Annotated in this window: 5 protein-coding genes and 2 pseudogenes; 1 reads left to right on the forward strand and 6 read right to left on the reverse strand. The window is 44.4% G+C overall.

Features of this window, described 5'->3' with window-relative positions; translation table 11 throughout:
* Positions 1–142: 142 nt before the first annotated feature.
* The 4 genes and pseudogenes from D0A37_RS21895 to D0A37_RS21910 form a co-directional block, all read right to left on the reverse strand.
* Positions 143–4,156: a S8 family serine peptidase gene (locus tag D0A37_RS21895; RefSeq protein ID WP_445242429.1), complete on the reverse strand. Its 4,014-nt coding sequence runs from the start codon at positions 4,154–4,156 to the stop codon at positions 143–145.
* A 225-nt stretch (positions 4,157–4,381) separates the two neighbouring features.
* A pseudogene (locus D0A37_RS21900) lies at positions 4,382–4,579 on the reverse strand (SLOG cluster 4 domain-containing protein); the annotation flags it as partial.
* A 415-nt stretch (positions 4,580–4,994) separates the two neighbouring features.
* Positions 4,995–7,355 (reverse strand): pre-peptidase C-terminal domain-containing protein, encoded by a 2,361-nt coding sequence (locus D0A37_RS21905; RefSeq protein ID WP_242717514.1) that lies wholly within the window; start codon positions 7,353–7,355, stop codon positions 4,995–4,997.
* A 619-nt stretch (positions 7,356–7,974) separates the two neighbouring features.
* Positions 7,975–8,859 (reverse strand): 4-hydroxybenzoate solanesyltransferase, encoded by an 885-nt coding sequence (locus D0A37_RS21910; RefSeq protein WP_242717516.1) that lies wholly within the window; start codon positions 8,857–8,859, stop codon positions 7,975–7,977.
* A gap of 209 nt (positions 8,860–9,068) precedes the next feature.
* Between D0A37_RS21910 and D0A37_RS21915 the strand changes: the two genes are divergently transcribed.
* On the forward strand, positions 9,069–10,685 hold the full coding sequence (locus D0A37_RS21915) for a Ppx/GppA phosphatase family protein (protein ID WP_242717518.1): 1,617 nt from the start codon (positions 9,069–9,071) through the stop codon (positions 10,683–10,685).
* Positions 10,686–11,247: 562 nt separating this feature from the next.
* Here the strand turns inward: D0A37_RS21915 and D0A37_RS21920 are convergent.
* Positions 11,248–11,670, reverse strand: coding sequence for a calcium-binding protein (locus D0A37_RS21920; protein WP_242717520.1), 423 nt, complete (start codon positions 11,668–11,670; stop codon positions 11,248–11,250).
* A gap of 213 nt (positions 11,671–11,883) precedes the next feature.
* Positions 11,884–12,980: pseudogene (locus D0A37_RS21925) on the reverse strand (ISAs1 family transposase).
* Between the last annotated feature and the right edge of the window lie 60 nt (positions 12,981–13,040).

Here is a 13,040-nt window from a genome sequence, read left to right on the forward strand (position 1 = left end):
AACCAATCCTATACAAATAAAGTCCGACAGGGTATTAATTCCCTGTCGGACTTTCTCAAAAACCCGGTTACTTCGCTAATTTTTACGATTTGGATTGACAGATCATCTTTCTATTATGCAGCGCCCATCCTTGAGGTTATCGTTAGATAAAGAAATTGGTAACGGGAATAGAGCCAGCAGGGGGCAACGTCCCGGTGGTTGTTAATTTGATCACTAAATCGCTACTCGCCTGAAAACCAGCAGTAGCATCATTAATGACAAGGTAATTACCAGCGATCGAGGCATTTGTAGCCACCACTAAAGCAGCGCTATTAATTCCTAGAGCTTGGTTTCCGGCTAATCCTCCATTAGCGTCGATAAACACTTGATCTACCAGAAGTTGTAAAGTGGTGGCAGTGCTATTATTGGCAGCACGGCTAAAGCTAGTAGGGGCATTCATTGCAGCTCCACCTTGGGTCAACAAGTCGATCTTATCAGTGCCGATCGCAAAGTCGTTAACGCGATCGCTGGCGGATACAGAGGATTGTCCAAACTGGAAAAGGTAAATATCGTTACCCAATCCGCCTGTAAGTTGGTCGGCTCCGGGTCCTCCGTTTAAACGATCATTACCCTCGTTACCATTAAGGATGTCGTTTCCAGCAGCCCCGTTGAGGTTGTCGTTGCCGGCCAATCCATTGAGGGTATTATTACCGGGGTTGCCGGTGATGACGTTGACTAAAGTATTTCCGGTGCCGTTAATCAGTGCGGTGCCTGTTAAAGTGAGGTTTTCACCATTTGCAGGTAAGGTGTAGGTGACGCCAGATTGCACTAAATCGATTCCTTGACCTGCAAGTTCACTGACGACATCTCCGGCATTATCCACAACGTAAATATCGTTACCCAATCCGCCCGTAAGTTGGTCGGCTCCGGGTCCTCCGTTTAAACGATCATTACCCTCGTTACCATTAAGGATGTCGTCTCCAGCAGCCCCGTTGAGGTTGTCGTTGCCGGCCAATCCATTGAGGGTATTATTACCGGGGTTGCCGGTGATGACGTTGGCTACAGTATTTCCGGTGCCGTTAATCCCAGCGATGCCTGTTAAAGTGAGGTTTTCAACTGCTGCAGGTAAGGTGTAGGTGACGCCAGATTGCACCAAGTCGGTTCCTTGAGCTGCAAGTTCACTGACGACATCTCCGGCATTATCGACAACGTAAATATCGTTACCCAATCCGCCTGTCAGTTGGTCGGCTCCGGGTCCTCCGTTTAAACGATCATTATCCTCGTTACCATTAAGGGTGTCGTTGCCTGCTGCTCCGTTGAGGGTGTCGTTGCCTGCCAATCCATTGATGGTATCTGGATTGGGAGTTCCGGTTAAGGTATCAGGGCCAGGAGTGCCATTAATAACCAGGGGTACAATATCGGGTGCAATATTAAGTTGAACCGAACCTGTAGCGTTGCTATAACCATCAACAGCTATTTGATAGGTTGTCCCGGCTGTCGCATTAAGGCTAAGCAGGCTAGTGTTATTCCCTCCCGCATCATCATCGGAGCCAATCAGACTGAGGTTATTAACCGCAGAACCCGTGAAAACCGACAGCCAAGTATCGAAACCACTGCCTATGGTGTCAATAGTAAAAGTCCCGCTACTCGGTGCTGTCCAAGACCACCAAACTGAGTTAGTGGTTGCACTTTGGCTAGGTTCACCGAATTCTCCGGTGGCTCCAATATTTGAGCCAGTTGTACTCACAGGTACGCCACTTAGTACAATCCGGTCGGCAAACTTATCATTCAAAACACTTGGGCCTGTAGTGGTGAAATTCCAAGTGCTATTTCCGGTAATACCAGCATAATTGTTGCCAGCTAAATCTTTAATTGCATCGTTGGCAATTTCCACGTAGTATTCTGTGTTTTGCCCTAAATCTGCTGCTGGGTTAATCGTGAGTTGACTGCCACTGACAGTGATATTAGCCGCAGTTGCTGGGATGGTTTCTACCACAGAATTATCAGAGACTTTCTTAATGATAAGATTGCCTGCACCTTTTTGAATGGCTTCGCTGAAGTTGATGACTAAGTCAGCACCAACGGCAACCCCTGTAGCATTATCAACGGGGTTGAAACTGCTGGCTGTGGGTGCGATGGTATCGCCAGTTGGAGCGATATTAAGTTGAATCTGACCGGTATAACTGCTATAACCATCAACAGCTATTTGATAGGTTGTCCCGGCTGTCGCCTCCAGGTTAAGCAGGCTAGTCAAATTCCCTCCCGCATCATCATCGGAGCCAATCAGACTGAGGTTATTAACCGCATCACCAGTGAAAACCGACAAGTAAGTATCGAAATTACTGTTTTTGGTGTCAATAGTAAAAGTCCCGCTACTAGGTGCTGTCCAAGACCACCACGCCGAGTTAGTGGTCCCATTTTGGGACGGTTCGCTTATTTCTCCTGTTGCTCCTAAATTTGAGCCTGTACCGTTGGCTGTTGCACCTGTCAAAGCAATTCGGTTGACAAAATCGTCATTGGCTGGAGGGGGAACGACAATATTAAGTTGAATCTCACCGGTATTACTGCTAAAACCATCAACAGCTATTTGATAGGTTGTCCCGGCTGTCGCATTCAGGCTAAGCAGGCTAGCATAATTCCCTCCCGCATCATCATCGGAGCCAATCAGACTGAGGTTATTAACCGCATCACCAGTGAAAACCGACAAGTAAGTATCGAAATTACTGTTTTTGGTGTCAATATTAAAAGTCCCGCTATTCGGTGCTGTCCAAGACCACCAAACTGAGTTAGTGGTTCCACTTTGGCTAGGTTCACCTACTTCTCCAGTGGCTCCAATATTTGAGCCGGTTGTACTCACAGGTACGCCACTTAGCACAATCCGGTTCGTAAAGTTATCATTGGCGCTCGATCCTGGTGGGGTAGAGCCCCCCAAAGCATTGTTAATGTTCAACCGACCCCCTGAAACCGTCTTACCACTAAGAGCAGAAATAGCATCAGTTCTTTCCAGCAGCCTGTTTTTAACTTGCTGTGCTGTCCAAGTCGGATTTTGAGACCACAGCAACGCCGCCGCGCCGGTGACATGGGGAGTTGCCATGGATGTCCCAGACAACAGGCCATAATTTCCTCCGGGTGTGGTGCTATAAATCTCAGAACCGGGCGCTCCTAAATCAACACTGGTTGGTCCAAAGTTGGAGAAATATGAGAGTCCATCCGTGTTGGTGGTTGAGGCAACAGAGATAATATTAGATAGATTGTAGCTGGCAGGATAAGAAGGATCTATGTCATTGTTCAGTCCGTCATTACCCGCCGCAGCAATAAATAAAGCTCCCTGTTGTCCGGCGGTATTGATGGCATCGGATAGGGCTTGACTGTAGCCTCCCCCACCCCAAGAGTTATTAGTAAGTTTGACGCCCTTCGCCGTAGCATAATTAATTGCCAAAATCGCATCAGATGTGCTGCCAAAACCACTATCATCTAAAAACTTAAGTGGCATAATCTTGGCATTCCAGGCAACCCCTGTCACTCCAACGCTGTTATTGCCTTTTCCGGCAATGGTTCCCGAAACATGGGTGCCATGTCCCTGCACATCCATCGGGTCATTGTCGTTATAGGCAAAGTCCCAGCCGCGAACATCATCAATATATCCGTTATTGTCGTTATCGATGCCATCTCCGGCGATTTCCCCTGGATTTGTCCAGATATTGCCCACTAAGTCGGGATGGTTGTAATCAACTCCTGTATCAATAACACCAATAACTGTGTTTGGGTTTCCCTGTTGAATATCCCACGCTTCGGAGGCATCGATGTCTGCATCGGCTGTTCCCCCAGTTTGACCTGTGTTGTTGAGTCCCCATAATTGGGAATAGCTAGGATCGTTGGGAGTTGTTGTTTGGGGTGTAATTGTTGCTAATTTTTCTTGAGTAGAACTCGTTGCTTGGACATCATCAAGGGTGATAATATAATCCGGCTCTATGTATTCAACGCGGGGATCATTTTTATAAGCGGATATTGTTTCTTCAACCTTTCCTGAAGGAATCTGCCAAATGTCAATCCCAAGTTGTGAGGCTTTGGTGACTTTTGTGACTCCGATTACTGCCTGCAAGTTGGTAATTGCACTTGAAGACGCGGTCGGCTTCAGTTTGAGTATTACACGATCTGATCTATAATTTGTAGCCATGACAGGTTAACCCTTCTATTGATAAAAAGATTGTGGGGATAGAAAATGGCATTTGTGCCATTTTCTATAGGTTGCAACTCTAAAAAGATTCTATTTCTTAGAATATCATGTAATCAACAAAAATAATATAAACTTTTATAAACCAGCACATAAATAATATCTCGGAAAAGTCTAATTCAATTGTATTAATTACTAAGTATATTTACATATAAAAATCCAGAAAAAGGGAGAAGAGCCGACTGTTAAACCGTTAGCTGATTTTGCTCCTTTGTTGGCGGCATCCATGACGCCGACATTCCTGCCGCCAGTTAGCAATATCCATCCTGCTTCGGCGATGAGTTGTCCGAGTTGATAGGCGTTTTCTAAGTCGGTTGATGTGGCACTATCGCCGGGACCCATGATGCCAATGATGATTTTTTTCATAGTTTTGGGGTGAATATATCGCATTCTTGAAAGAGCGAGAACCCTTCTGAATCTGGGTGAGAAATGGCTCTGGAGCTTTCTTAGCCAGATGTCGCATCCTCACCTGTCACAATCGCTTTTTATTTATTTTTATCCAGCAATAAAGCTATAAATTATACCTTAAGACCCTGCAAGGATAAAAAACTTTTTAAAGGCATAATTTATTACTTTCAAAATAGAGTTGTCTGCGTAATTATGCTGTGTGACACCCCAGGGTGTGGAATCTGGGTTGAAACCGAGCCTCTACAAACAAAGTCCGACAGCGAATTAATTCCCTGTCGGACTTTCTCGAAAAACCTGGTTACTTCGCTAATTTTTACGATTTGGATTGACAGATCATCCTTCGATTATGCAGCGCCAATCCTTGAGGTTATGGTTAGATAAAGAAATAGGTAACGGGAATAGAGCCAGCAGGGGGTAACGTCGCAGTGGTTGTTAATTTGATCACTAAATCGCTAGTCTCCTGAAAACCAGCATTAGCATTATTAATGACAAGGTAATTACCGGCGATCGAGGCATTAGTAGCCACAACTAAAGCAGCGCTATTAATTCCTAGAGCTTGGTCTCCGGCTAATCCTCCATTAGCGTCGATAAACACTTGATTTGCCAAAAGTTGTAAATTGGTGGCAGTGCTATTATTGGCAGCACGGCTAAAGCTACTAGGGGCATTCGCCGCGACTCCAGCTTGGGTCAACAAGTCGATTTTATCAATGTTGATCTCAAAGTCGTTAACGCTATCCGTGAGGGGTAGAGAGGACTGTCCAAAGTTGAAGACGAAAGTATCTGCACCCGTATTACCCGTTAGAATATCTCGACCGGCTCCCCCGTTGAGCGTATCCGAACCGGCTCCCCCGCTGAGCGTATCCGAATTGGCTCCCCCGTTGAGCCTATTATTGGCAGCGTTGCCTACAATAGTGTTGGCTAGAAGATTTCCGTCGCCGTTAAGCGCGGTGTCTCCTAAACGGAGTTTTTCAACTTGTGCACCTAAGGAGTAATCATTGAGGGTTGAGAGCACCTCGTCGATTCCTTGACCTGCAAGTTCAGTGATCAAATCTCCGGGATTATCCACAACGTAAAAATCGTTACCCAATCCGCCTGTCATTTGGTCGGCTCCGGGCCCTCCGTTTAAACGATCGTTACCCTCGTTACCATTAAGGATGTCGTCTCCAGCAGCCCCGTTGAGGTTGTCGTTGCCGGCCAATCCATTGAGGGTATTATTACCGGGGTTGCCGCTGATGATGTTGGCTACAGTATTTCCGGTGCCGTTAATCCCAGCGATGCCTGTTAAAGTGAGGTTTTCAACTTCGGCAAGTAAGGTGTAGGTGACGCCAGATTGCACCAAGTCGGTTCCTTGAGCTGCAAGTTCACTGACGACATCTCCGGCATTATCGACAACGTAAATATCGTTACCCAATCCGCCTGTCATTTGGTCGGCTCCGGGTCCTCCGTTTAAACGATCATTATCCTCGTTACCATTAAGGGTGTCGTTGCCTGCTGCTCCATTGATGGTGTCGTTGCCTGCCAATCCATTGATGATCTCTGGATTGGCAGTTCCGATTAAGTTATCAGGGTCAGGAGTGCCATTTCTCTCGGGTGGAGGGGGAGGGGCAATATTAAGTTGAATCGAACCTGTCCCACCCTGATAACCATCGACAGCTATTTGATAGGTTGTCCCGGCTGTCGCATTCAGGCTAAGCAGGCTAGTGTTATTCCCTCCCGCATCATCATCGAAGCCAATCCGAGTTAGGTTATTAACCGCAGAACCCGTATAAACCGACAACCAAGTATCGAAATTACTGTTTTTGGTGTCAATAGTAAAAGTCCCGGTACTCGGTGCTGTCCAAGACCACCATGCCGAGTTAGTTGTCCCACTTTGGGTAGGTTCACCTACTTCTCCGGTGGCTCCAGTATTTCTTCCTGTACCATTTGCTGTTACACCTGTCAAAGCAATTCGGTTGGCAAAATTGTCATTGGCTGGAGGGGGAACGGCAATATTAAGTTGAATCTCACCTATAGCGCTGCTAAAACCATCAACAGCTATTTGATAGGTTGTCCCGGCTGTCGCATTCAGGTTAAGCAGGCTAGTGTTATTCCCTCCACCATCATCATTGGAGCCAATCAGAGTTAGGTTATTAACCGCAGAACCCGTGAAAACCGACAAGTAAGTATCGAAATTACTGCTTCTGGTGTCAATATTAAAAGTCCCGGTACTGGGTGCTGTCCAAGACCACCATGCCGAGTTAGTTGTCCCACTTTGGGTAGGTTCACCTACTTCTCCGGTGGCTCCAATATTTGACCCTGTACCATTGGCTGTTACCCCTGTCAAAGCAATTCGGTTGACAAAATTGTCATTGGCTGGAGGGGGAGTGGTAATATTAAGTTGAATCGAACCTGTAGCGCTGCTAAAACCATCAACAGCTATTTGATAGGTTGTCCCGGCTGTTGCATCCAGGCTAAGCAGGCTAGTTGCATTCCCTCCGCCATCATCATTGGAGCCAATCAGACTGAGGTTATTAAGCGCAGAACCAGTGAAAACCGACAAGTAAGTATCGAAATTACTGCTTCTGGTGTCAATAGTAAAAGTCCGGGTAGCGGGTGCAGTCCAAGACCACCACTCCGAGTTAATTGTCCCACTTTGGGTAGGTTCACCTACTTCTCCTGTGGATCCAATATTTGAGCCTGTTGTACTCACGGGTACGCCAGTGAGCAAAGTTCGGTTAGCAAAGTTATCAGCCATAGTCTTTTTACCTTTTTTTCTGGGTGGTTACTTTTGTCTTGTCTCGCGTGTACTCATAATGCACGCGAATTCAACTAAATGAGCCAAACTTTACACAGTCTTTAAACTCCCTTAACTTTCCCCCGCTATGTATGTATCAGACAGCGCCGAATTTTTTTTGCGTTTTGTAATGAAACTTTACACAGAGTGTTTAATAACGAGTAGGAAATGGCACCGTTAGACATTTATTTTTTTGATATGAAAGTATTGTCTGTACCCAATTTCCATACCGACGGGATAAAAAACGTACTTGTTTATACTCATGAATTTAGTATAATTGAGTATAAAATTGTCTAATAAAGAAAAATCATACCAGTTTTTAGAAGCCCACGCATTCCTAATATCTCCGAACAGTTTAATTCAATTGGATTAATAAGTAAGTATATTTATGTATAATCCTGAAAAAGGGGGAATAAGCGATCGCTCGTCCCCCTTTTTCGGGGATGTGCAGCCGTTGGAGACTTCGATACAAAGCAGAGAGATAAAGGCTTTGAGGCTTAAATATATGTGAAGCTCTTCTGTCAAAATTGAATCATTCGAGTTTCAGACCCGTTTCCTGCGGGAAAAGCCCTACAAAAAACTAAAAAATCTCCCCAACAATCATCCCAGCCAATATGACAAACCCCACCCAAACATTTTGGCGAAAGATTTGACCGTAAACCGGCTTAGGAATATCCGCATTCCGCAGTTGACTATATTGCAAAAACCACAAAATCGCCGCCGCACACATTGCCATCCAAAAACCACTGTGCAAGTGCAAATTAATTCCCATTGCTGCTAACAAGCCGATAGTACCAACAAAGAAAAAACCCACAGCATTAGCGGCATTATCCCCGAAAAATATCGCGCTGGAATTCACCCCCAAACGCAAATCGTCTTCCCGATCGCTCATCGCATAAACTGTATCAAATCCCATCGTCCAAAACACGACTGCGCCCCACAGCAGCCAAGTCGCTAATTCTAATTGGTTAACGGCGGCGCTCCAACTAATTAAAACTGCAAAACCCCAGGCGATTGATAACACTAATTGTGGCACTGGAAAAAATCTTTTTGCTAAAGGATAGCAGATAATTACTGGTACAGCGGCGACGCACAGCCAGAAACTTAACGGATTAAGATAAAAAGCGAGAATTGCCGCACAAGCAAAGGAAATTAAAGCAACTCCTATTCCAGTTTGCACGGTGAGGGCGCGGGATGCTAGGGGGCGCGATCGCGTTCTTTCTACTTCGGGATCGATATCGCGATCCCACAAGTCGTTGATGACGCATCCAGCCGCACTCGTGGCTAACGTACCCAACACAATCACGCCCACCAATGCTGCGGGCGGCCTCCCGTCTGCTGCTAAAAAGACGGCCCAGAGGGCTGGAATCATTAAAATCAGCCTTCCTGCTGGTTTGTCCCATCTCAAAAGCCTCACGACGGTTAGCAATGTGGATTCGGGTTGGCGATCGGGCTCTGTAAGCATTTCGATTGTAGATTTGAGATTTTTAACTCTAAATTTTATCAAATTTTAGGCACAATCACTTACTATCTCTGCTGGCGATCGCACTTTTGCTGGAATTGAACCAGGTAAAAGTCTTGCCCCGTCAGCATTTCCCGATTTTTGCTAATTTAATAGAATGCCTAACTGGATTCGTGAAATAATCATAAATATCTGTCAACCCCCATACTCCAATGGTTAATTCACTTGCTTCTACGGAGTCAAATCGCATTATTGCTGCTATTGATATGGGTACTAACTCGTTTCATATGGTGGTGGCGCGAATCGATCCGAAATTACCCGCGTTTACGATTATTGCTAGAGAAAAAGATACGGTTCGGTTGGGCGATTGTGAGGTTAAGACAGGGTGCTTGAAGCCCGAGGTTATGGAAAGGGCGATCGCCACTCTGAGCCGTTTTCTAGATATTGCTAAAACTTTCAATGCTGAACAAATTATCGCTGTGGCTACGAGTGCGGTTCGGGAAGCTCCTAACGGGCGGGATTTTCTCAAACAAGTTGCTGAAGAATTAGACCTGAATGTGAGTTTAATTTCCGGTCAGGAAGAAGCGCGGAGAATTTATCTCGGCGTTCTTTCGGGTATGGAGTTTAACAATCAGTCCCAGGTGATTATTGATATTGGAGGCGGTTCTACGGAGTTGATTTTAGGAGACAGTTCTGAGCCTCGCTGTCTCACCAGTACAAAAATTGGTGCTGTTCGCTTAACAGGACAATTTGTCAAAACGGACCCGATTAGCAGGGAAGAGTTTGCTTATTTGCAAGCTTATATTCGGATTTCGCTGGAAAGACCGATCGACGAATTGCGATCTCAATTTCATGATGGCGAACCTTTGCGCTTGATTGGCACTGCTGGAACCATCGAAACTCTGGCTGCTATTAACGCTCGCGAAAAGTTCGGAACTGTTCCGAGTCCGCTGGCTGGATATCAGTTAAGTTTAAAAGATTTACGCGATTTAGTCAATCGCTTTCGCAAACTTTCTTATGCCGAAAGGTTGGCAATTCCAGGAATGTCGGACAAGCGGGCAGAAATTATTCTGGCAGGCGCTTTGATTTTGCAGGAAGCTATGACACTATTAGGAATTGAATCGCTGACTGTTTGCGATCGCTCTCTGAGAGAAGGTGTAATAGTTGACTGGATGCTGGCGCACGGTTTAATTGAAAACCGCTTGCGCTATCAAGGTTCAATCCGCCAGCGCAGCATTCTGCACATGGCTAACAAATATCAAGTCAATTTAGAACAAAGCGAAAGAACCGCAGCATTTGCGCTCAATTTTTTCGACCAAACTCAAGGAATTCTACACAATTGGGGAACCGAAGAACGCGAGTTGCTGTGGGCTGCCGCGATTCTGCACAACTGCGGTTTGTACGTCAGTCATTCAGCGCACCACAAGCATTCTTACTATTTAATTCGCAATGGTGAGTTATTGGGATACACTGAAACAGAGATTGAAGTAATTGCCAATTTGGCTCGCTATCACCGGAAGAATCCTCCTAAAAAAAAGCACGAAAATTTTATTGTTCTCCCGAAAAGTTACCGAGAATTCGTTAGTAAATTGCATCCTTTTCTGCGGTTAGCTGTGGCTTTAGATAGGCGTCAGATTGGCGCAATTTCTAATTTTAAATGCGAATACCGCCCGGAAGTTCGAGAGTTTCATTTGCGGCTGCAACCGCTCAATCCCGAAGACGATTGCGCTCTGGAACTCTGGAGTTTGGATTATAAAAAGCCGTCTTTTGAAGATGAGTACAATCTCAAATTAGTGGCAACTTTAGAGCCAACTCTGGTTCCGGTTTAAATAGGACGCAGAGCCGGGAAACGAGAAACTGTAGGGTGCGTACTTCGCACCATTAGTTTCAACTTAACCCCAAGTGTAGTAGCAATATTGTGTTTGACTCGATACTCCTCCCGATCGCCCTAGCCTGCCTTCAGAAGGCAGGGTGGATTAATTTTAGAGAGGATAAATCAATGCGATATGACTATTTGCTGACCCTATACGAAAGATTTAAGTAGTGTCTCATATCAAATCCGTTAGCATCGGAATAGTAAATTCGAGTTCACTGTTTACGGTTGACTGTTGACTGTTCACTGTCAACAGTCAACCGTAAACCGTCAACCGTAAACATCATTCCGGTGTAACCGGAAATGATATCATATATGGATATGAATAAAAGATTGTTGGTAAAACCCCTTCCTACAAGTATTGCAGTTTGTAGTAAGGACTTCAGTCCTGTATTTACCTAATACCAAATCAGGCTTTGATATCGCATTAATTCTTTAGTCCGTGAAGGACGTTCGGCGAAGCAAATGTCTTTCGCAGACTAAAGTTTGTTTAGAGGCGGTTTCAACCACCGTCTTATCTACAAACCAGGTAGCCCGATTAGTGTGAAATCCTGTTGAGTGATGAGATTAGCTGATACGCCGTTGAGGCTAGCTAAGATTTGATCTGTGTTGGCAATTTTGATAAAAGTTGTAGTGTTTTCTTCAACTATGCTGAGTCGATCGACCGTTAACCCTCCCGTCAAGATTAATAAATCTTCACCTTGCATACAATCAGCGATTACATCGCGGCCTTCTCCCGCAGTCAAGAAAAAGTAATCGCGCCCGCTTCCTCCTTGCAGCGTATCGTTTCCTAAATCTCCCATCAACCAGTCGTCGCCCATTCCCCGAATCAAAGTATCATCACCCTTACCCCCGTACAGAGTATCGCTACCGTCACCGCCCCACAATTGATCGGCATCTTCATTACCAAAAATTAAATCATTGCCACTACCGCCGCACAAATAATCTTTTTGACTGCTAGCATCCGCAGGGTAAACGCATCTAATTTAATTTGACAAAAAGGTGAATTTGTGCATTACTAAATAACTAAAAAAACCTTCTTAAAATCCTTAATTTTAACCCGACCTGAGCAGATAAAATCAGAACCTTAAGATTTTCTGAACTTCTTAAACCCGGATAATTTTTCTTTTTAGATAGGTATTAGATTTCGATCATTAACTGGCAGAGTTTAAAATTTTAACTAAATAATTATTGTCCATTGCCGCTCGATACCGTTTCATTTTTAGACTTTGTTTAGAAGTTTTTTCTTGTTTTAGTAAATTTATAGCACTCGCGACGTAGGAGAGCAAAATTTTCGGGAGAATGATCTTTGCGAATGCGACTCTTGTCTTCACAAAATGTAACATCGAGTGTCCAATGTAAGCTATTTTCAATGCCCCAATGACTGCGAATCGCCCCAGCAATTTTTTCAGCATTACTGCTTAAACTACTCAAGTAAAAACGAGCTTCAGTCGTGGTTTTATTCCACAGCCGTCGTTCACTAACTATCATGACAACTGTTTTTAATCCAGTCCATAATGCTTGATTATGGAGAGGTGGTAACTCAGATACATCAACAGTCCATACCTGTCTTTTTTCCACTCGGTGATGTCCAGCTTCTACTTGTTCATGATAGTTATACTCTCTATCTATATAATCTGATTTTTGGGCTAATTCAAACCATTCTTTTACGGCTTTATACAGGAGTGGTTGATTTCCTTTTAAAGCTACAATATAATCTCCTTTTTTCTTGATAATCAGAGATGTTATGTCTTTTTGACATCCCATAGCATCGATGGTTATTACACTTCCGGCAATTTCTAACATTTCTATTAATTCCGGAATTGCTGTGAGTTCGTTAGATTTTTGAGGGACTTTTTTTTGCCCTAAAACCAATTGATGAGATGAAGACCAGGCAGTAACTATATGTAGTGCTTTTTGCTGGTCATTTCGGTCATAAGATTGTTTCATTGTTTTGCCATCAATGGCAATCACGTTTAGTTCTAATTCCCCGACTATCGCATTTACCCAACTCAAAAAACATTCTTGAAACTGCTGCGGTTCAATTCGGGCAAATACTCGACTAAATGTGTCATGAGATGGTATACCATTCGGTAATTCTAGAAAGGTTTTTAACCATTCATATTTGGCGTTACCATAGGCTTCTATTGCCACCCATCCGTCTGCACCGCGTCTGGATACCTAGAATTGCAATCGATCTAATATCTTTGAGTAAGTGTTCTTTACTTCTTTCTATTCTTGGGTTGTTCAACTTGGCAAAATGTTCTCAAAAACTGGCATTTAAAATATTCATTGAACGCAATGAATCTGT

The sequence above is a fragment of the Microcoleus vaginatus HSN003 genome (assembly GCF_022701255.1).
GTDB lineage: Bacteria > Cyanobacteriota > Cyanobacteriia > Cyanobacteriales > Microcoleaceae > Microcoleus > Microcoleus vaginatus_B.

Bases quoted from the DNA above. Each gene is read 5' to 3' on its own strand.
- D0A37_RS21895 (WP_445242429.1), bottom strand. From the start codon at position 4,156: ATGGCTACAAATTATAGATCAGATCGTGTAATACTCAAACTGAAGCCG.
- D0A37_RS21905 (WP_242717514.1), bottom strand. From the start codon at position 7,355: ATGGCTGATAACTTTGCTAACCGAACTTTGCTCACTGGCGTACCCGTG.
- D0A37_RS21910 (WP_242717516.1), bottom strand. From the start codon at position 8,859: ATGCTTACAGAGCCCGATCGCCAACCCGAATCCACATTGCTAACCGTC.
- D0A37_RS21915 (WP_242717518.1), top strand. From the start codon at position 9,069: ATGGTTAATTCACTTGCTTCTACGGAGTCAAATCGCATTATTGCTGCT.